Genomic DNA, 20,338 nt, shown 5'->3' on the forward strand with positions numbered 1-20,338 from the left:
CGCACCTACAGGCCCGCCTCGATCAACCTGTCCGGGCTGATCGGGAGATCACGGATCCTGATCCCCGTTGCGTGGCACACGGCGTTCGCGACGGCGGCCGCGACACCGACGATCCCGATCTCGCCGATCCCCTTCGTGCCCATCGGGTTGACGAGCGGGTCCTCCTCGGACACCCAGGCGACGTCGATGTCGGGCACGTCGGCGTGGGTCGCGACGTGGTAGCCGGCGAGGTCGCGGTTGATGATCTGGCCGGTCCGGGGGTCGACGATCGCGCCCTCGTGCAGCGCCATCGACAGGCCCATCGTCATTCCCCCGATGAACTGGGATCGAGCGGTACGCGGGTTGACGATTCGGCCGGCTGCGAAGGTGCCGTGCATCTCGGTGACCCGGACCTCGCCGGTGTAGCGGTCGACGCCGACCTCCACGAAGTGCGCACCGTAGGCGAACATCGCGTGGGTGTCGGGGACCGGGGGCGATCCGCCCCGGCCGACCGCGCCGGCGGGCGGGGTCTTGCCGTGTTCGTCCCGCAGGGCGTCGGCTGCCGCGAGCACGGCGGTGCCCCACGAGTTGATCCCGGACGAGCCCCCTGCCACCGTCGCGGGCGGCAGTGTGGTGTCCCCGATCTGCAGCTGCACGCGTTCGAGCGGCACGTCGAGCGCGTCCGCGGCGATCTGGGCCAGCGTCGTCCATGTCCCGGTGCCGAGGTCGACCGCCCCGATCGAGACCCGGTACCGGTCGCCGGCGAGCACCTCCACCAGGGCTTCGGAGCCGGGGAACCGGTAGGTCGGGTACACCGACGACGCCATGCCGGAGCCGATGTAGCTGCGGCCGTGCAGATGCGGACCCGGGCGGCGGTCGCGGTCGTACCAGCCGAACCGCTCGGCACCGGCTCTCAGGCAGTCGACCAGCGCTCTGCTGGAGAACGGTCTCCCGGTCTCCGGGTCGGCGTCGGGCTCGTTGCGGATGCGTAGCTCGACCGGGTCGATCCCCAGCTCGCCCGCGAGTTCGTCGAGTGCCGACTCCGTGGCGAAGAAGCCGGGCGTCTCGCCCGGAGCCCGCATCGTCAGCCCCACGGGCAGGTCGAGCCCGACGAGGCGATGGGTCGTGCGACGGGCGTCGGCGGCGTACATCGACCTGGTGCCGACCGCGGTCTGCTCGGCGAACTCCTTCAACCGGGCGGTCGGCGCGAACACGTCGTGGGTGATGGCGAGCAGCCGACCGTTCGCCTCGGCGGCGAGCTGCACCCGGGAGACCGACGCCGGCCGGTGTCCACCGAGCTCGAAGGTCGACCGGCGGGTCAGCGACAGGACGACCGAGCGTCCGGGAACGGCCCGCGCGGCCAGACATGCCACTGCCAGGTGGGCGTTGAGCCCCTTCGACCCGAACCCACCGCCGATGAACGGAGTCACGATCGTGATCCGGTCCTCGTCGAGGCCGAACAGGCCGGAGAGCGCCTGTCGTTCACCGAACGGCCACTGGGTCGAGTTGTGGACGGTCAGCCGTTCCGTCTGCTGGTCCCAGTGCGCGACGGCGGTGTGCGGCTCGAGGGCGCAGTGCTGCTGCAGCGGGGTCCGATAGGTCGCGTCGAGGGTGTGCGGGGCCGACGCGAGCAGCGCGTCGGGGTCGCCCTGCACGCGATCGGTCTCGTAGAACGGGTTGACCTGCTCGGGCCGGTAGACGTCGCTCCGGCTCTCGTCCATCACGACGTCGGGGGGCCGGGCGTCGTAGGTCAGCTCGATCCGGGCGGCGGCCTCCCGGGCCGCCCGGGACGTGTCGGCGACCACGACGGCGACGATCTCCCCGCGGAAGCTGACATCGGAGCTCTGCAGGACCCACAGCACCTTGTCCTCGTCCGAGGACAGGCGTTCGGTGTTCTCGTGGGTGAGGATCGCGAGCACCCCGGGAACTCCGGCCGCCGCTGCGGTGTCGATGGACGTCACCCGCCCACGTGCGACCGTCGACTGCACGAGATGTGCGTAAGCCGGGTGCTCGGGGCGGTGCTCCGCCGCGTAGGGGGCCAGGCCCCGCACCTTCGCCGCCCCGTCCCGTCTCGGGTGGTCGGCCCCGATCTCGCGGGGCTCGATGAGGCCGCGCCGTTCGAGGATGCTCAACGTGCAACCCTTTCCATGAGATCCCGTACGGTGGCCACGACGCCGTTGCGGACGAGCCCGACCTTGAACGCGTTGTCCGATCGGGTCCGGGCGGCGGCCAGCTCGCGATCAGCGGCTGCCGCGACGACCTCGTCGGAGAGGGCCCGGCCACGCAGCATCGCCTCGGCCCCGCGAGCCCGCCACGGCCCTGGTGCCACCCCGCCCAGCGCGATGCGGACGTCGGTGATCGTCTCGTCGCGGATCTCGAGACACATCGCCACCGAGACCAGGGCGAACGCGTACGACCCGCGGTCACGCACCTTGCGGTACGTCGATCGCATTCCCGGCGGGAGCCCCGGGATCTCCACGGCGACCATCAGCTCTCCGTGCTCGAGTGTCGTGTCGCGCTCGGGCGTGGCACCGGGGAGCCGGTAGAGCTCCGCGAGAGGAATCCTCCGCTCACCATCGGGCCCGAGCACGAGCACCTCGGCGTCGAGCACCGCCAGCGCCACTGCCATGTCGGACGGGTGAGTGGCGAGACAGTGCTCCGAGATGCCGAGAATGCCCAGGTCGCGCGCGTGACCGTCGACCGCCGAGCACCCGGTGTTCGGGGAGCGCTTGTTGCACGCCGAGAACCGGTCCTGGAAGTACGGGCAGCGGGTCCGCTGCAACAGGTTGCCGCCGGTCGTGGCGACGTTGCGGATCTGGCCGGAGGCCCCCGCCAGCACTGCCCGCGACAGCGCGGGGAACCGCTCGCGGACCCGAGGATCCGCGGCGAGGTCGGCGTTGCGCACGCCGGCCCCGATCCGCACCCCACCGTCGGGGAGATCCTCGATCGAATCGAACGGCAAGCGGGTGATGTCGACGAGAAGCGACGGCTCGGCGATCCCGAGCCGGAGATGGTCGACGAGGTTCGTCCCGGCCCCGAGGAACGCGGCGTCGGGGCGCCGGGAGACGGCCACGACGGCGTCCCGGGCGTCGACGGGGGTGTACATCGCGAAGGGTTTCACGACGCCACCTCCCGGATGGCCGCCACGATGTGCGGGTACGCGCCGCAGCGACAGAGGTTCCCGCTCATCCGCTCACGGATCTCCGGATCGCTCAGCCCGGCGGCCTGCGTGACATCGTCGGTGACATGGCTGGGCCACCCGGCCCTGTGCTCGTCCAGCATTCCGACGGCCGAACAGATCTGCCCCGGGGTGCAGTATCCGCACTGGAAACCGTCGTGATCGACGAACGCCTGCTGCACCGGATGGAGATCGTCGCCGTCATTCAGCCCGGCCGCCGTGACGACCGATGATCCGTCGTGCTGCGCCACGAGAGTCAGGCAGGACAGGGAGCGGCGACCGTTCAGCAGCACGGTGCAGGCACCGCACTGCCCGTGGTCGCACCCCTTCTTGGCAGCGGTGTTCCCGATGGTCTCGCGACAGAGATCCAGCAGGGTCGTGCGGGTATCGGCGTCCACCGTATGGGTCTCGCCGTCGACCTCGATCGTGACGGCGACCGTGTGTGTACCGACGTCGTCACCGAAGCGGCCGTGGGCCGCGTCCTCGGTCTGCATCACATCTCCTCAGCGCCGGTCATGGGGGGTGACCGCCACCTGAAACCTATCGGCGCGAACGGCGGCGAAGTGGTCGGATATTGCGGCTATTGTGGTCGATATCCGTACGGATCCGGCCGATCGAGGAGCACGCCCGCCGTGTCTGATGTGTTGCCCCCCGGAACATGAACCCGTCGGCGGTCGACCTCGGCCCGGACCACCGTCGGTACTCACGCGTCGTGTTCGACAGCCGTGAGGTCGGCTGGCGCTCAGCGCACCTGGAGGTGCTCGAGATCTCCGGGCATGCGGAGCACGTCTCCTTGCCGGGCGTCGACGCGCACCTGATCGACCTCCAGCTCGACGGCAGCCGCACCGTCCAGCGGAGGGACGACCGAAGATGGGTCACCGGGGCGATGCGTCCCGGATCGCTGGCGATCAAGCCGTCGCAACGCTCGAGCCTGCTGCGCTGGGACTCTCCGGCCGGTGACACCGTGATCAGACAACTGCGGCTGCTCATCCCCGCGACCACCATGGAGCGGATGGCCGACGATCTCCGTGAGTTCGAACCCGTCTCGGCCCTGTCCTCGAGCCGGCTCGCCTTCGACGACGACATGTTGCGCACGACGCTGCTCCAACTCGAACGCGCCGCCCGGGCCGGTGTCAGCGACCTGTACGCCGCCGCGGCCGCGGAGTTCGTCGCGGTGCACCTGCTGACCGACCACGGCACCGTGCCCGCGCCCCGGCGGAAGCTGTTCGAGGACGCCCGGATCAGCCAGGTCGTCGACATGTTGCATGCACGTCTCGACGTCACACCGGACCTCGGCGAGCTCGCCTCGGTGGCCGGCCTCAGCCGGTTCCACCTACTGCGGTTGTTCCGGCAGAAGACCGGCGAGACACCGAGCGTCTATCACCGCCGCCTGCGACTCGAACAGGCCCAACGACTCCTGTGCCGGACCGACCTGCCCGTCGCCGAGATCGGACGCCGCTGCGGATATCCGGACCCGTCGCACTTCGGTAAGTCGTTCCGGAGTCTGACCGGTACCGCCCCGGCGACCTACCGGCGGGAGCACCGTCGCCGCTGAGCCCGCGCCCCTCCGATCAGCCGGTGCCGGACCGTCGTGCAGGCCACCGAGCCTCACCGCCTGACCATCGGCACCCCCAGGTAGCGCATCGTCTCCCGCCGGGAGACCGCACTCCCCCACGCCGCCCCGACCAGCGCGACCACGATCAGCCCGGCGTAGAGGACCTGGATCCCGGCGGTGGCGGTGCCGTCCTCGCCGACCATCGTCATCGCCGCCAGCGGGACCAGACCGGAGACGAGCGAGCCGGCGAGCTGGTAGCCCAGCGAGATCCCGGTGAACCGCAGCTCGGCCGGGAACAGCGTGGCGAGGAAGCCGGACAGCGTCGCGTAGTACACGGCGTGGCCGACGTAGGACAGCAGGATCCCGACGTAGACCAGGACCGTGTCGCCGGTCCCGACCAGCACGATCAGCGGGATCGGCCCGACCACCAGGTAGACCACGGTGAAGATCAGCTGAGCCTGGCGGGCGGATATCCGGTCCGCTGCCATCGCCGCCAGCGGGGTCAGCACGGTCTGCAGGATCGCACCGATCAGCAAGGCGTTCAGGAAGACCTGCTGCGCCACCCCGCGGGTCTCGGTCGCCCAGTTCAGGGCGAAGACGTTCCGGAAGTAGACCCCGGACACCGCACAGCTGGTCAGGAACACGCAGAGGTTGGTCAGCGGGAAGGTGCGCAGCAGCTCGAAGATCGGGACCCGGCGACGGGGATCGCGGCGCTGTCGCTCGCGGGCGGCGAGGAACTCCTCGTTCTCCTCCAGCTTGAGGCGCAGCACCAGGCCGACGAGCAGCAGCGTCCCGCTGAGCAGGAACGGGATCCGCCAGCCGCCGTCGACCAGGAAGTCACCGGAGGGCAGCAACAGGAAGACCGCGGTGGACAGGATCGACCCGACCGGAGCGCCCACCTGCGCCATCGACGCCGCCAGCACCTTGCGGTGCCGCGGTGCCGCCTCGGACGCGATCAGCACCGCACCGCCCCACTCGCCGCCGACCGACAGCCCCTGCAGCATCCGGAAGACGATCAGCGCGACCGGCGCGAGCAGCCCGATCGACTCGTAGGTGGGGAGCAACCCGATCGCGGTCGTCGAACCGCCCATCAGCACCAGGGTGAGCAACAGCGAGGTCTTCCGGCTGACCCGGTCGCCGATGTAACCGAACAGCACCGCGCCGACCGGGCGCAGCACGAACCCGATGGCGAACGTCGCGAGCGCGGACAGTGTCTGGGCGACCGGGCTGGCCATCGGGAAGAACAGCTTGCCGAGCACGAGCGCGGCGGCCGTCCCGTAGACGTAGAAGCCGTACCACTCGATCGCGGTGCCGACGAACGCACCCCAGGCCGCGCGCCGGGCATTGCGGGCCCGGGCCGGATCGGACATCTGAGGTGGCGCCGGGGCGGTACCGGACATGCGGGATCCCATCGTGATCGGGGTGGGCGGGGAGACGGGTGGTGGTGTGGGGGCGACGGTCAGCGACGGCCCGCGGGCGAGCCCGCCGAACCGGATCCGAGATCGATCCGCAGACCGCGCTCGTCGAACAGGTGGATGTCGCTCAGGGAGAAACCGACCGGGATCGTCCGCCCCGGTACGACACCGCTGCCGGGGGGCAGCCGTACGACGAACACCGCGGCCCTGGCCGGCCGGTCGAGCGGCGGGAGAACGGTGTCGGCGATCGGGGCCGCCGTGCCGCGGCCACCGCCGAGACGACCGAACCAACCGCGCCGGGCGGCCGAGCGGTCGGCCTCGGGCGGCCCGGTGTCGACCGCCCCGGCGCCGATGTCGAGCCGCGCGTACGTCCCGCCCGCCCGCTGCTCGACGTCGAGTACCCGGCCGTGCAGGGCGTTCCCGCCCTGGCCCGGGCGCACGGCCTCCGGCCGGACGCCGAGCACCAGCCGCTCGCCGTGGTAGTGCGCGATGGCCCGGGACCGGATGTCGTGCCAGGGAAGCCGCAGGTAGTGGGCGCCGACGCCGAGCGCGACGAACTCGTCCAACCCGACGTGCACGCTCACCTCGACCAGGTTCATCGGCGGGTCACCGAGCGCGGCCGCGGTGAACACCGTGGCCGGATCGGTCCAGAGCCCGCGCGGGCTGCCGAGGTCGCGGATCCGGCCGTCCCGGAGGATCACGATGCGGTCCACCGCGTCCGGTGCGGCGCCGGAGTCCGCCGCCGTGTAGATCACCGTGGCGCCCAGGTCCCGGATCTGTTCGGAGACGACGGGCCGCAGCCCGTCGAGCGAGCCCGCGTCCGTCCCGGTGAGCGGTTCGTCGAGCAGCAGCAGGCGCGGCCTGCGGATCATCGCCCGGCAGAGCGCGACCCGCCGCAGGTCACCGGCCGACAGCTCGCGCGGCCGCAGTCGGAGCAGCCCGGTGAGACCGAGTCGCTCGGCCATCGCCTCGACACGGACCTCCTGCTGCTCCGCGTCGAGGCCGGAGAGCTTCAGCGGCAGGGCGATGTTCTCGCCGACGTCGAGCCGGGGATAGAGGTCCTGCTGCTGGGAGACCATCGCGAGCGGCCGGTCCTGCGGGAGGACGTCGACGACCGGGCTGCCGTCGAGCAGCACGGCGCCCGCGGACGGCGCCGTCACCCCCGCCGCCAGTTGCAGGAGCGTCGACTTGCCGCTCCCGGCCGGCCCCAGCACGACGACCGTCTCGCCCGATTTCACCTCGAGGTTCACCTCGGTCACCGCGAACGACCCGTCAGCGGCGCGCTTGCTCACGTCCCGGAACTCCACGGCGCTCACCATCGGCCCCCCGCCGTCACCCGACCATCACTGTTTGGCACATCCGATCAGTGGTGTTGCACGTCACAAAGATACACAGCGCAATACGACACTCCGCACGAGGGGGTGACTCGCTGGCGAACCACTCGTTCAGAGCAGAGTCGATATCACCGTCCGTCACGTCCGCCCCCTCGGCCGGACGTGCTCGCCGAAGATTCTTTGACTATATGTCTGCACAAATTATTGACCTGTGTACATGTCGCAACTACCGTTCCCGTCACCGCGCACTCCCAGGCAGGAGAGCCGGGGGGATCCGATCCCGATCCACCGATCCATCGACGCGGTACGGCACCGCCGACCGCCACACCAGCACGAACGCACCGGGCGTCGTACGGTTCGCGGCCACCGCCCGGTGTGCGACACCGCCCAGGATCCGGCCGCCTCAACGGGGAGAACCGTCATGTCACTGCACACCGGTGCGGGGGCCACCGAGCTGCCTCCGGACACCAGAGGGCCGCACTCGCGGCGCCTCGGACTGATCACCGTCATCGCCACCTTCGGCGGCCTGCTGTTCGGCTACGACACCGGCGTCATCAACGGCGCGCTGGAGCCGCTCACCCGGGACCTCGCGCTGACCGCGTTCACCGAGGGCTTCGTCGTCAGCATCCTGATCTTCGGTGCGGCTGCGGGCGCCTTCGTCGGCGGGGCCCTGTCCGACCGCTACGGCCGCCGGCACAACATCCTGCTGCTGGCGATCGTGTTCATGGTCGGCACGCTCGGCTGCGTCGTCGCACCGAACTGGGAGATCCTCTCGGTGTTCCGGTTCGTGCTCGGCCTCGCCGTCGGCGGGGCCTCCGCGACGGTGCCGGTCTACCTCGCCGAGATCTCGCCCGCCGAGCGGCGCGGCGCGCTGGTCACCCGGAACGAGGTCATGATCGTCTCCGGTCAGTTCGCCGCGTTCGTGATCAACGCGATCATCTTCAACCTCTGGGGCGACGTCGACGCGATCTGGCGGGTCATGCTGCTGGTCGCGGTGCTGCCGGCGATCGCGTTGTTCATCGGGATGCTCCGGATGCCGGAGAGTCCGCGCTGGCTGGTCGCGCAGGGCCGGACCGACGAGGCCCTCGCCGTGCTGAGCCAGGTGCGGACCCCGCAACGCGCCGAGGCCGAGATGGCCGAGGTGCACCGGCTGGCCGACGAGGAGCGGCAGAGCCGGACCGGCGGGACGGTCGACCTGGGGGTCCGCTGGATACGCAGGCTGATCGTGATCGGCGCGCTGCTCGGCGTCTTCCAGCAGTTCTCCGGGATCAACTCGGTGATGTACTACGGCACCCAGCTGCTCGGGCAGGCCGGGTTCTCGGCCAACGCCGCGATCATCTTCAACACGCTCAACGGACTGTTCAGCGTGCTCGGCATCACCGTCGGCATCCTGATCATCAACCGGATCGACCGCCGGACGATGCTGCTCGCCGGGTTCGCCCTGACCACGACGATGCACCTGCTGGTCGGGCTGTCGGCGTTCCTGCTGCCGGACGGCCCGGTGAAGGCCTACTTCATCCTGGTGTTCATCGTGCTGTTCGTGTTCTGCATGCAGGGCACGCTCGGGCCGCTGACCTGGCTGATCCTCTCCGAGATCTTCCCGCTGCGGATCCGCAGCATGGCGATCGGGATCAGCGTGCTGGCGCTGTGGCTGGCCAACGCGCTGGTCGCGCTGGTGTTCCCGCCGGTCGTCGAGGGCATCGGGATCGCCTCGACGTTCTTCATCTTCGTGGTGCTGGGGCTCGCGGCGCTCGCCTTCGTCCACACCATGGTCCCGGAGACCCGCGGCCGGTCCCTCGAGCAGCTCGAGGCCGAGTTCCGGGAGCGCTACTCATGATCCACCCGACGATCGGAAGGACGACGACGTGAGCGTTCTGGTGGCGGTTCCGGCCGGTCCCGAGGGGGCGGCCGCCCTGCAGGCGGGCAGCGCCGAGGCGACCCTGCTCGGCACCGAACTGGTCGTGCTGAACCTGACCCTCGACCCGATCGGCGGGGGCCTCCCGGTGATCGAGCGGGACGGACCGGGCGATCGCGACCCGGTCGACGCGGTCCTCGACGAGATCGAGCGGCGCGGCGACGTGCAGCGCCTGGTGATCGGGCTGCGCCGGCGCAGCCCGGTGAGCAAGGCGGTGCTCGGCAGCGTGTCGCAGCGGCTGCTGCTGCGGGCCCCGGTCCCGGTGCTCGCCGTCAAGGCCGGTTGACCGAGGCGACCGCCGCCGCCTCGGCCGCGCCGGACGTGGCGGGGGCGGCGGGAACCGCCGGCACAGCGGCCGCGGCAGGCTCGGCGGGCGCAACAGGCTCGGCCGGCGCGGCGGCCCCGCCCACCGGCTCCGCCTCCCGGGCCAGTACCGCCACGAACGGCGCGACGTAGAGGGCGCGGACCCGGTCCCAGCCCTCGTCGGAGTCGAGATCGAGGGTGGAGACCGGATTGAGGACGAGCGACACGACCAGCCGGACCAGCAGCTCGGCGAGCGGCTGGACGTGCCCGGGCGGGATCTGCAGCCCGGCGGCCGCGACCTCCCGCCGCACGTGACCGGAGATCCACTCGGTCGCCACCGAGATCAGCGGCCCGCCCGCGGTCGTCAGGTGCGGGAGCAGGATCTCCGGCTCGGTCCGCAGCAACCGGGCCAGCACCGGGTGCCGGCGCAGGTGCTCGACGCAGAACCGGACGCCGACGGCGAGCTTGCCGTCGATCGTCGGCTCCGCCTCGACCACCGCGTCGGCCTCGGTGGTGAACCGCCGCAGCTCGGCGGTCAGCAGCGCGCGGACCAGCTCGTCCTTGCGCGGGAAGTGCCGGTAGACGGTCATCCGGGAGACCCGGCCCCGCCGGGCGACCTGGTCCATCGTGAAGCGCCGCAGCCCGAACTCCTCGACCACCCGCCGGGCGGCGGACAGCACCCGGCCCGCGGTGGCGTCGGGCGGCTCCCGGCCGGGATCGAGGACGTCCACCCGGAGCTGCTGGAAGTTCCCGGAAGCGGGGCCACCCCTCGACATCGGCGCTGTGACACCTCCGTGGCGGCCGCCGGGGGCCGGGCGCCGCCGGGGCACCATCCCCCCGCCGCACGGTCCGGCCCGCCCCCGGCGGGACGAGTTTGTCCGGACACCCTAGCCGAAGGTTCACCTGATCGTGTCGTCATGGAACCGGCCGGTGCGGTCACAGCTGTCCTTTCGGGCAGTTCTTCAGGACGTCGGAGGGCAGCTCGCCGAACTCCTCGCGGAACCGGCGGGAGAACCGGCCGAGGTTGCCGAACCCCCAGCGGCTGGCGACGTCGGCCACCGTCACGACGGCCGGGTCGCCGGCCCGCAGCTCGGCGCAGGCCTTCGCCAGCCGGATCCGGATCAGCATCTGCAGCGGGCTGGTGCCGAGCTCGCGCCGGAACGCCTCCTGCATCGACCGGACCGAGGTGCCGCTCGCCCGGGCCACCGCCCGCGCGCTGAACGGCTCGCCGGCGTGCTCGTGCAGGTAGTCGACGGCCCGGGAGGCGGCCGAGCGCGGCACCGCACCGGGGGTGGCCTGCGGGTACCGCGACTCCGTCGGGTGGGTCGCCAGCAGCACGCCGACCAGGTGCCGGTGCAGCTCGGCCCGCCACAGCGGGCCCGCGTCGCGCAGCTCCGCGGAGCGCAGGGAGCGTTCGAGCAGCTGCACGCCCGACTGCCACAGCCGGGCGTCGCGCTCGGAGGCCGGGCAGCGGAGCAGGAACCGGGGCAGCGGCACCGGATCGTCGCCGACGATGTCGGCGACCGCGGCGTCGAACGCGACCCGGTCGATCCGGATCCCGCTGATCGCGGCGTCGTCGTGCCAGTGCATCCGGAACTCGAGCTCGGCGTCGAGCGCCACCGACCGGCCGGGGACGAGCGTCTCCGACGACCGGCCGCCGCTCACCGTGACCGTGCCGCTGATCGGCTGCACCACGCAGTGCACCCGGTCCAGCGGCGCGGTCGCCACGACGTCGCACTCGGTGCCGTAGCGCAGCTCGTCCAGCGCGACCGGCCCGTCGGACAGCGAGGCCTGCACGGCGCGGAACCGGCCGGGATCGCCGCGGACGGTGATGGTGTGCGGCGCGTACGCCCGCCCCACCACCGCGCGGGCCTGCTCCACGTCGGTCGTGTCGAGTTCGACGGTCGTCCCGTGCGGGGCACACGTCCGCAGCCCCACCGCCCGAGAGCTCTCCGGCTCTCCCATGGAAACCCCCTCGGGTTCCGGGTCACCGCGCGGCCCGGGTTCTCGAACCGCCAGTCAATGTTACAACAGACGTACCAATGTAAGGCCGGGCTCCAGGTTGGACAAGCGCACCCGCCGTCCTTTGCGGCATGTTTACGCGATCACCCCGCCGCAATAGCGACATGTAATCGCAATTAGGTTGTGACTGCGCCCGGATCCGCTGACTAGACTGCGCCGGGCTCCGCCGACGGACGCCCGACGACGACCGAGAGGACGGCGGCCAGCGTTGCGACTCGACCCGACGACGACCGGTGGGATCGACTCCCCGATCGGCGCAGCGCAGGCGCTGCTCGCCCTGCACGACGGACGCCGGCCGCTGCTCGACCTCTCCCAGGCCGCCCCGCCCTACCCGCCGGCACCGGAGGTCGTCGAGCGGGTCGTGGAGGTCGCCAGGGACCCGGCCGGCGCGGGCTACGCGCCGGTGCCCGGCCTGCCGGCGCTGCGCCGGGCCGTCGCCGAGGAGCTGAGCCGGGACTACGCCGGCGGGATCGACCCGTCCGACGTGGTGGTCACGGCCGGCTGCAACCAGGCGTTCACCACCGTCGTCTCGGCGCTCGCCGGGCCGGGCGACGAGCTGGTCATGCCGCTGCCGTACTACTTCAACCACGACATGTGGGTCCGGCTGCAGGGCGTGCGGCCGGTCTACCTGGAGCCGGACGCCGATCTGGTGCCCCGGGCCGCCGACGCCGAAACGCTGATCACCCCGCGGACCCGGGCGATCGTGCTGGTCACCCCGGGCAACCCGAGCGGGGTCACGGTCCCGCCCGCCGAGATCGTCGCCTTCGCCGAGCTGGCCCGGCGGCACGACGTCGCACTCGTGCTGGACGAGACCTACCGGTCCTTCCGGGACACCGACGCCCCGGCGCACCCGCTGTTCGCCGATCCGCAGTGGCGCTCCACGGTGGTCAGCCTGCACTCGTTCTCCAAGGACCTGGCGATCCCCGGCTACCGGGTCGGCGCCGTCGTCGGCGCGCCGGAGCTGAACCGCGAGGTGCTCAAGGTGCTCGACTGCATCGCGATCTGCGCGCCGCGGGCCGGGCAGGAGGCGACCCTGACCGGCCTCACCCGGGCCGGTGCCTGGCGGGCCGGGCGGGTGGCCGAGATCGCCCGGCGGCGGCAGTGGCTGGTGGACGCGCTGGCGCCCCGGCCGGGCGGGTTCGAGGTCGTGTCCGCCGGCGGGTTCTTCGCCTGGGTGCGCCATCCGTTCACCGACCGGCCCAGCACCGACGTCGTCCGCGAGCTGCTGCTCGAGCACGACACGCTGGTCATCCCGGGCACCGCCTTCCTGCCCGAGGACCGGCAGATGCTGCGGGTGAGCGTCGGGCGGGTGGACGCCGACGCGGCCGGCACGCTCGCCACCCGGCTCGCCGCGATCGGCGGCTGATCCCGGCCCCGTTCTCCCGGCCCGCCCCGGCCCGGTAACCCGGGTGCACCCCCCGCCGATCGCGGATCGTGCACACTCGGGGGACAATGATCACAGGCGTTACTGCGGGAGTGTGAAGGGAGCCGGGTGCACGATGCCGAGCCAGGATCCGGCACCGCGCCCGACGACGACGCCACCCGATCACGCACCGTCACCAAACCGCTGCTGATCGCTCTGTCCCGGGCGGTGGAGGACTTCGCCCTCGCCCCGGCCCGGGACCGGCCGATGGCCGTCGTCGGCCTCTTCCAGCGGGCCGGCTACCTCACCCCGCAGCTCCCCACGTGGGCCCGGATCGCGCAGGAGTGCGCGGGCGGTGCGGCCGTCGCCGCCGCCGGCGCCGCGCCGCCGGGGATGCCGCCCGGGCTCGGCCACGTCCGGCTCGCCGACTCCGAACCCGCGACCCGCGAGTGGAGCGTCACCGTGCTGACCCCGCGGTCCGGCGCGACCGTCGTGGCGCACGACCTGGAGTCCGTCGACGGCTCGGCCCGGTCGCTCGAACGCGGCAGGCTGTTCGCCGCCCGCTGGTCGTTCCGGCACGCCGACGCGCACGCCGAGCTGCTGCGGCTGCGCCACCAGCTCGGACCGCGGCTCGGCGCCCGGCGCACCGGCGCGCTGGACGAGGTGCTCTCCCGGGTGCTCCCGATCCCGGGCACCGCCACCGACCACCGCTACGACGCCGCCGCCGACCGGCTCGCCCGGTACCTGTCCGAGGAGCGCAGGCGGGCCGACCTGGCCGAGACCCGGCTCGACGAGCTGGAGCCCGGCGCCGAGCGCGACCCGCGCAGCGGACTGCCCACCCGGGCGTTCCTGGACCGCTGGACCGCCGGATCCGCCCCCGGCACGCTGCCGCTGGGCCTGGTGCTGCTGCGGGTGCAGGGGCTCGGCGCCGTCAACCGCAGGCACGGGTTCCGGGCCGAGACCGCCGTGCTGCGCGGGGTCGCCCGGCTGCTCGCCGCGCACTCCGGGGCGTCCGGGCGGGCGGTCCGGGTCGGCCGCGAGGAGTTCCTGCTGATCCTGCCCGGGCTCGACGTCCGGTCGCTCGCCACCGTGGCGCGCAGGCTCTGCGAGACGGTCGCCGGGCTGTCCTCGGCGTTCCCGTTCGTGCCGACGCCGTGCCACGCCGTGATCACCCGGACCCGGCACCGGCCGCTCCCGCTGGACGCCCTGTGGGCCGCCCTGGACGGCGCCACCGGGACCGGGGTCACCCTGCTGCAGAGCTGACCGGGCGGCTCAGGACTCCCGGGCGATCAGCTCCGCGGTCCGGCAGGCCAGCGCGACCAGCGCGAGCGTCGGGCCGACCGCCCCGGCGGACGGGAAGACCGCGCTGGAGGCGATGTGCACGTTCGGCGTCCCGTGCACCCGGCACTGCGCGTCCACGACCCCGGTGCGCGGCGAGTCCGACATCCGCAGCAGCCCCATCTGGTGCGTCCCGTCGGTCATGTCCATGTCGTGCACCCGCTCGACGTCGGACATGTCGACGTAGGCCAGCCCGCTCCGCTCCAGCTCCTTGCCGATCAGGCTCAGCGAGGTCGCGATCGCGTCCCGGTCCGACGCCGACACCCGGTAGTCCACCCGCAGCCGGTGCTGGCCGAGCGCGTCCCGGTCGCGGTCCAGGGTGACCCGGTTCGCCGGGTCGGGGGTCTGCTCGGCGTCGAACCGCAGCCGGCAGTGCCCCGAGTCCAGCGGCATGAACGACGGCAGCCGCCGCTCCCCGGTGATCCGTGGCCGGGCCCAGCCACGGGCGAACCGGGCGACCCGCAGCGGATCGGCGGCCACGTTCCGGACGTGCCGGCCGATCCCGGTGGTCCGCGCGTACTGGGCGTGCGTGCCGGCCGCCTTGAACCCGGCCCGCAGCTTGCCCATCCCCCAGTAGGTCAGCGCGAACGTCGACAGCAGCGCGTCGCCGTGGTCGGGGTCCTTCGGGTCGGCGAACCACAGCGCCGCCTTGAGGTTGCCGAGCCGGTGGTCGGCCTGTGCCCGGCCGGACAGCGAGAGCATCCGGCGGGCGTACACGCCGTCGTCGGTGGGCAGGTAGCCCAGGCCGAGCTCGCGGCCGGCCCGGGTCAGCCGCAGCCGGCCCACCTCGCCGACCGGGTGCGTCATGTAATGGGTGCCGACCTGGCCGTGCTCGTCGCCGATCCCGGCGCCCAGGCCGGTGCCGCCGTACCCGTCGGAGGCCAGCAGGATCCGGGTGGACTCCAGCCCGCCCGCCGCGACGACGAACTGCTTCGCCCGGACCCGCACCTCCAGCCCCGGCCGCGGGACGACGACCGCCTCGGTCGCCGCGCCGGACACCGGATCGCGCTCCAGGCGGGCCACCGTGGCGTGCAGGAACAGCCGGATCCGGCCGGACTTCGCCATCGCCTCCACCCGCGGCGCGAACGACGTGGGCGGGCTCCACCGCCACAGGTCGTCCCAGCGCAGCGACTCCGACGACACCCCCGGCGGGGTCAGCGGGAAGCCCGACCCGGCCGCCGAGTACTCGCAGGCGCCGGCGTCGAGATGCCGCTGCGCGACCGGGTACCAGGTGCGGAGCTCGTCGTGGGTGATCGGCCAGGTGGTGCCGGGCAGCCACTCGCGCTCGGTGAAGTCGACGTCGTCGAGCGGGGCGCAGCGCCCGCCCCAGACGATCGAGGTGCCGCCGAGCCGCTTCTGGCGGACGGCGTCGACCGGGTCGTGCGCGCCGCGCCCGGTGATCCCGCGGTAGGTGTCCCGGGCGGTGCGGCCCATCCCGGGACCGCCCCCCTCCAGGACGACCACGCGCAGTCCGCGGTCGGCCAGCTCGGCGGCCGCCGCGGCGCCCGCCGGGCCGCTCCCGATCACGCAGACCTCGGCCTCGAACCAGGATCCGGGGAGCGCTCGCCTGGTGTCGATGAGCATGCGGCGCGGGTCCTCTCAGGTCGTGTCGGCGGAACCGGCCGGCCCCCGTCGCCCGGTGTCACCGGGGGCGGGCGCCGCGGCACCGGCGCAACGGTGGGTACCGTCGTGTCCGGTTCCGCCGTAATGCGCGGGACAGTGGTCGGTGTGATGAACGACCGGGACGCCGGGTTCGTCCGGCACCACCGGTCCAGGAGGACAAGTATGGGACTCGCCGCGATGGCGACGAGCGCGCGGGGTATGGCTGCGACCGTCCGCGTGCTGGGACGGGGTGAGCTCGGCCGGTTCACCGGCGGGGACCGCTCGGAGGTCGGCCGGTTCGAGCGCGAGCTCGCGGACCTGGTCGGGACGCGACACGCGCTGGCCGTGAACAGCGGTACCAGCGCGCTGGTGGCCGCGCTCGTCGGTGCCGGGATCGGCCCCGGTGACGAGGTGCTGGTGCCCGCCTACACCTGGGTGTCCACGGCGGCGGCGGCGCTCGCCGTCGGCGCGGTGCCGGTGCTGGTGGAGGTCGACGGGTCGCTCACCATGGACCCGATCGACCTGAAGGACCGGATCACCCCGCGCAGCCGCGCCGTGCTGCCGGTGCACATGATCAACCACGTCGCCGACATGGACGCGATCATGGAGGTGGCCGCCGCGCACGACCTGCTGGTCGTCGAGGACGCCTGCCAGGCGATCGGCGTCACCTACCGGGGGCGCCGGGCCGGCTCGATCGGGCACGCCGGCTGCTTCAGCTTCAACCAGCACAAGAACATCCGCTCCGGCGAGGGCGGCGCGCTGGTCACCAACGACCCGCGGCTGTTCGAGCGGGCGTCGATGTACCACGACGTCGGCAGCTACGAGCGGGCCGGCTTCGCCGGTTCCGACGCCGACCTCATCGTCGGGGTGAACCTGCGGATGCCCGAGCTGTCCGCCGCCGTGCTGCGCCCGCAGCTCGCCGGGCTGGACGCGCAGCTGGCCCGGCGCCGCAAGCACCGCGGCATCGTGCTCGAGTCGCTCGCGTCGCGGGTCGGCCGGGACCTGCGCCCGGTGCCGCACCACGATCCGGCCCGCGCCGCCGGGCTCGCGCTGGAGTTCGGCACGCCGGACGCGGCCGTGGAGTTCGGCGCGAACCGCGGCGTGCACCGGCTGATCGACACCGGCCGGCACGTCTACACGAACTGGCGCTCGCTGCAGGCCCGCAACCCGCTGCACCCGGCGCTGGACCCGTACGCGGCGGTCGACGCCGAGATCGACCACGGCCCGGACGCCTGTCCGCGGACCCTGGAGATCCTGGCCCGCACCTGCGCCGTCGACCTGGCGCCGGAGCTCCCGACGCCGGCCTTCCGGCTGCTGGCCCGGCGGCTGGCCGGCTGAGCAGGTCCCCTGCGGCGGCGGGCCTCCTGCGGCGGCCCTGCTGTGGCGGGCCTGCTGTGGCGGGCCTGCTGTGGCGGGCCTGCTGTAGCGGGGCTGCTGTGGCGGGGCTGCTGTGGCGGGGCTGCTGTCCGGGGGTCGCCGGGGGCCGCGGCCGGGCCGTCGGGCGCCGGCCGGGTGAGACTGGCCGGGTGCCCGATCCGCTCGATCCCGCCCCGCACGACGCCGCCGATCCGCTCGCGTCGTTCCGGGAGCGGTTCACCCCCGCCCCGGGCGTCGTCGCCTACCTGGACGGCAACTCGCTCGGCCGCCCGCCCGCGGCCGCCGCCGACCGGCTGGCCGGGTTCGTCCGCGACGACTGGGGCACCCGGCTGATCCGCGGCTGGGACGAGGGCTGGTGGACCCTGCCGGAACGGCTCGGCGACCGGATCGGCGGGCTGGCGCTCGGCGCGGCACCCGGGCAGACCGTCGTCGCCGACTCGACGACGGTGCTGCTGCACAAGCTGGCGACCGCCGCGGTCGCGCTGCGCCCGGGCCGCGACGAGATCGTCACCGACACCGGCAACTTCCCCACCGACCGCGACGTGCTCGACGGCATCGCCGACGCGCGCGGCCTGACCGTCCGCCGGATCCGGACCGACCCGGCGGCCGGGATCACCCCGGAGCAGGTCGCCGCCGCCGTGTCCGGGCGGACCGCGCTGGTCAGCTTCAGCCACGTCGGGTACCGGTCCGGCTGGATCGCCGACGCGCCCGCGATCACCCGGATCGCGCACGACGCGGGCGCGCTCGTGCTGTGGGACCTGTCGCACTCCGCCGGATCGGTCCCGGTCGAGCTGGACGCCTGGGGCGCCGACCTGGCGGCCGGCTGCACCTACAAGTACCTCAACGGCGGGCCGGGCTCCCCGGCGTTCGGCTACGTCCGCGCCGATCTGCTCGCCGACGTCGAGAACCCGGTGCGCGGCTGGGTCGGCCGGGCCGACCCGTTCGGCATGACCGACGGCTTCGCGCCCGCCGACGGGGTGCGCCGGATGCTGTCCGGGACACCGCCGGTGCTGGCGACGGTGCCGCTGCAGGTGTCGCTGGAGATGCTCGCCGAGGCCGGGATCGGCGCGGTCCGGGAGAAGTCGCGGCGGCTCACCCGCTACGCCCTGGAGCTGGCCGACGCCTGGCTGGTGCCGCACGGCGTCGCCGTCGCGTCGCCGCGCGACCCGGACCGCCTCGGCGGCCACGTGACGCTGACCCGGCCGGGGTTCGCCGGGCTGCTCGGGCCGCTGCACGCCGCCGGGGTGATCCCGGACTACCGCGGCCCGGACGGCCTGCGGATCGGCCCGGCGCCGCTGTCGACGTCGTTCGCGGAGCTGCACGCCGGGCTGTCGGTGCTGCGCTCGCTGGTCGCCGGCTGACCCGCCGGGACCAGCACGGCCTGCACGTGGCCGTCCCGCTCGACGGTGCCCGCGACGTCGACCGGGACGTCGTGGCCGAACCCGGGACCGCCGGTGACGAAGGTGTGGAACTCGCCGTTCTCGCCGCACGGATCGGTCCCGGCGGGCAGGTCGCCGAGGAAGGCGGCGTCGAACGCCCGCCCGGCGAGCCCGGCGGGCAGCCGGGCCGGATCGACGGCGACGACGACCGCGCGCAGGCCGTCGCCGATCATCCGCCGGGCGAGCTCCGCGGTGCCGGTGCCCCACAGCGGGAACTCCCCGGCGACGCCGGTGCCCGCGAGGACCGCCTCGCGGAACGCGCGGACGTCGGCCAGCGCCAGGTCGCCGCAGACCAGCCGGGACACCCCGGCCGCGCGGGCGGCGGCGAGCGCAGTGCGGATCCGCGCGGTGTACTCGCCGTCCGGGCACGGCGACGGCAGCTCGACCGTGTGCAGGGGCAGCCCCAGCGCCGCCGCCTGGGCCTCGAGCAGTGGCAGCCCGACGCCGTGCACCGGGATCTCGGCCGTCGCCCCGGCCGGGCGCGCGGTCGTGCTGAGCAGCCCGGTCACCCGCAGCCCGGACGCGCGCGCCGCGGCGAGCGCGGTCGCCGCGTCCTTCCCACCGGACCAGCTCACCCAGACGTCGCTCACGGCTGCGACGGTAGTCGCAATCCGCTGCGCGGAACGGCGGACCGCCGCTGTCCGGACAGTGATGATTCGTCACGCAACGTGTTCCCGGCCTGCGGAACAGCAGGTGGGGGGACGTTGCGCCGGCCGCTGCGCGTACTACCGTGGCGGGGTGCCCGAACGCCACGACGATGCCACCGTGACGGCGTGGTCGCTGGCCGCCGGGGCCGGTGACCAGGCCGCGCTGACGGCGTTCGTCCAGGCCACCCAGGCCGACGTGTACCGGTTCCTGGTGCACCTGAACGGCCCCGCCGACGCGGAGGACCTCACCCAGGAGACCTACCTGCGGGCGCTGCGGACGCTGTCCACCTTCGAGGGCCGGTCCAGCGCGCGCACCTGGCTGCTGTCGGTCGCCCGCCGGGTCGCCGTCGACGCGGTCCGCACCGCGGTGCGCCGGCCGCGGACCCGCGATCTCGGTGACGACGCGCTGGAGACGATGGAGCGAATGGTTCCGCGCAGCGGGGCGCAGGAGGCGGTCGTGCTGCGGGCGCTGATCGACGACCTGCCGGCGGACCGCCGCGAGGCGTTCGTGCTCACCCAGATCCTGGATCTCGGCTACGCCGAGGCCGCGCAGGTCTGCTGCTGCCCGGTCGGCACCATCCGGTCCCGGGTGGCGCGGGCCCGGGAGGACCTGGTGCGCGCGCTGGAGGCGGACACCGCCGCCCCCGGTTCGCGGCGGGCGCTCCGGTCCGCACCGCGCTGACGCAGCGCTGGTGCAGCGCTGACGCAGTGCTGACGCAGTGCTGACGCAGTGCTGACGCAGTGCTGACGCAGTGCTGACGCGGTTGCTGGTGTTGCGCTGGTCCAGCGCTGACACAGCGCGCGTGCACGGCCGCGCCGCGCCGACCGGGTGACGCCCGTCGCACCGGGAACCGGGCGGGTGACGGCGACG

17 protein-coding genes are annotated in these 20,338 nt (G+C 73.4%); 8 read left to right on the top strand and 9 right to left on the bottom strand.

The window, feature by feature from the left end; all coding sequences use genetic code 11:
- Positions 1-5: 5 nt before the first annotated feature.
- The 3 genes from ABD160_RS17405 to ABD160_RS17415 are packed head-to-tail and all read right to left on the bottom strand — an operon-like array spanning position 6 to position 3,651.
- Complete coding sequence (locus ABD160_RS17405; protein ID WP_344023670.1) at positions 6-2,111, bottom strand: xanthine dehydrogenase family protein molybdopterin-binding subunit; 2,106 nt, start codon at positions 2,109-2,111, stop codon at positions 6-8.
- Complete coding sequence (locus tag ABD160_RS17410) at positions 2,108-3,100, bottom strand: FAD binding domain-containing protein (RefSeq protein ID WP_344023672.1); 993 nt, start codon at positions 3,098-3,100, stop codon at positions 2,108-2,110. Before ABD160_RS17410 ends, ABD160_RS17405 begins: the two co-directional genes overlap by 4 nt.
- A complete protein-coding gene (locus ABD160_RS17415; protein ID WP_344023674.1) occupies positions 3,097-3,651 on the bottom strand; it encodes a 2Fe-2S iron-sulfur cluster-binding protein in 555 nt (184 codons plus the stop codon). Before ABD160_RS17415 ends, ABD160_RS17410 begins: the two co-directional genes overlap by 4 nt.
- Before the next feature lie 218 nt (positions 3,652-3,869).
- On the opposite strand from ABD160_RS17415, the gene ABD160_RS17420 reads away from it, so the two are divergent.
- Positions 3,870-4,712 carry an AraC family transcriptional regulator gene (locus ABD160_RS17420; RefSeq protein WP_344023676.1) on the top strand — a complete coding sequence of 281 codons (843 nt, stop codon included), beginning with the start codon at positions 3,870-3,872 and terminating at the stop codon, positions 4,710-4,712.
- Positions 4,713-4,765: 53 nt separating this feature from the next.
- Here the strand turns inward: ABD160_RS17420 and ABD160_RS17425 are convergent, their stop codons facing one another.
- Together ABD160_RS17425 and ABD160_RS17430 are read right to left on the bottom strand one after the other, a co-directional pair.
- Positions 4,766-6,112, bottom strand: coding sequence for an MFS transporter (locus ABD160_RS17425; RefSeq protein ID WP_344023678.1), 1,347 nt, complete (start codon positions 6,110-6,112; stop codon positions 4,766-4,768).
- Between the two features lie 59 nt (positions 6,113-6,171).
- Positions 6,172-7,434 carry an ABC transporter ATP-binding protein gene (locus tag ABD160_RS17430; protein WP_344023680.1) on the bottom strand — a complete coding sequence of 421 codons (1,263 nt, stop codon included), beginning with the start codon at positions 7,432-7,434 and terminating at the stop codon, positions 6,172-6,174.
- A gap of 244 nt (positions 7,435-7,678) precedes the next feature.
- Between ABD160_RS17430 and ABD160_RS17435 the strand changes: the two genes are divergently transcribed.
- Both ABD160_RS17435 and ABD160_RS17440 read left to right on the top strand, forming a co-directional pair.
- Positions 7,679-9,298: a sugar porter family MFS transporter gene (locus tag ABD160_RS17435; protein WP_344023682.1), complete on the top strand. Its 1,620-nt coding sequence runs from the start codon at positions 7,679-7,681 to the stop codon at positions 9,296-9,298.
- Positions 9,299-9,326: 28 nt separating this feature from the next.
- Positions 9,327-9,662: a universal stress protein gene (locus ABD160_RS17440; protein ID WP_344023684.1), complete on the top strand. Its 336-nt coding sequence runs from the start codon at positions 9,327-9,329 to the stop codon at positions 9,660-9,662.
- Here the strand turns inward: ABD160_RS17440 and ABD160_RS17445 are convergent.
- A complete protein-coding gene (locus tag ABD160_RS17445; RefSeq protein WP_344023686.1) occupies positions 9,649-10,455 on the bottom strand; it encodes a TetR/AcrR family transcriptional regulator in 807 nt (268 codons plus the stop codon). The genes ABD160_RS17440 and ABD160_RS17445 overlap by 14 nt on opposite strands.
- 160 nt (positions 10,456-10,615) lie before the next feature.
- Positions 10,616-11,644 (bottom strand): helix-turn-helix transcriptional regulator, encoded by a 1,029-nt coding sequence (locus ABD160_RS17450; RefSeq protein WP_344023688.1) that lies wholly within the window; start codon positions 11,642-11,644, stop codon positions 10,616-10,618.
- Between the two features lie 265 nt (positions 11,645-11,909).
- Between ABD160_RS17450 and ABD160_RS17455 the strand changes: the two genes are divergently transcribed.
- Positions 11,910-13,067 (top strand): aminotransferase, encoded by a 1,158-nt coding sequence (locus ABD160_RS17455; RefSeq protein ID WP_344023690.1) that lies wholly within the window; start codon positions 11,910-11,912, stop codon positions 13,065-13,067.
- 126 nt (positions 13,068-13,193) lie between these two features.
- Positions 13,194-14,327 carry a sensor domain-containing diguanylate cyclase gene (locus ABD160_RS17460; protein WP_344023692.1) on the top strand — a complete coding sequence of 378 codons (1,134 nt, stop codon included), beginning with the start codon at positions 13,194-13,196 and terminating at the stop codon, positions 14,325-14,327.
- A gap of 9 nt (positions 14,328-14,336) precedes the next feature.
- On the opposite strand, the gene ABD160_RS17465 is transcribed toward ABD160_RS17460, so the two are convergent.
- A complete protein-coding gene (locus ABD160_RS17465; protein WP_344023694.1) occupies positions 14,337-15,986 on the bottom strand; it encodes an FAD-dependent oxidoreductase in 1,650 nt (549 codons plus the stop codon).
- A gap of 237 nt (positions 15,987-16,223) precedes the next feature.
- Between ABD160_RS17465 and ABD160_RS17470 the strand changes: the two genes are divergently transcribed.
- Positions 16,224-17,342 (top strand): DegT/DnrJ/EryC1/StrS family aminotransferase, encoded by a 1,119-nt coding sequence (locus tag ABD160_RS17470; protein ID WP_344023696.1) that lies wholly within the window; start codon positions 16,224-16,226, stop codon positions 17,340-17,342.
- A gap of 188 nt (positions 17,343-17,530) precedes the next feature.
- A complete protein-coding gene (locus ABD160_RS17475) occupies positions 17,531-18,742 on the top strand; it encodes a kynureninase (protein ID WP_344023698.1) in 1,212 nt (403 codons plus the stop codon).
- Here ABD160_RS17475 and ABD160_RS17480 read toward each other — a convergent pair.
- The gene (locus ABD160_RS17480; protein ID WP_344023699.1) at positions 18,637-19,410 is read right to left on the bottom strand and encodes a Dph6-related ATP pyrophosphatase; all 774 of its coding nucleotides are present in this window, start codon (positions 19,408-19,410) and stop codon (positions 18,637-18,639) included. The two genes, ABD160_RS17475 and ABD160_RS17480, sit on opposite strands and share 106 nt — an antisense overlap.
- A gap of 148 nt (positions 19,411-19,558) precedes the next feature.
- On the opposite strand from ABD160_RS17480, the gene ABD160_RS17485 reads away from it, so the two are divergent.
- Positions 19,559-20,149 carry a sigma-70 family RNA polymerase sigma factor gene (locus ABD160_RS17485; RefSeq protein ID WP_344023703.1) on the top strand — a complete coding sequence of 197 codons (591 nt, stop codon included), beginning with the start codon at positions 19,559-19,561 and terminating at the stop codon, positions 20,147-20,149.
- Positions 20,150-20,338: the final 189 nt, after the last annotated feature.

The organism is Pseudonocardia kongjuensis (assembly GCF_039526905.1).
Taxonomy (GTDB): domain Bacteria; phylum Actinomycetota; class Actinomycetes; order Mycobacteriales; family Pseudonocardiaceae; genus Pseudonocardia; species Pseudonocardia kongjuensis.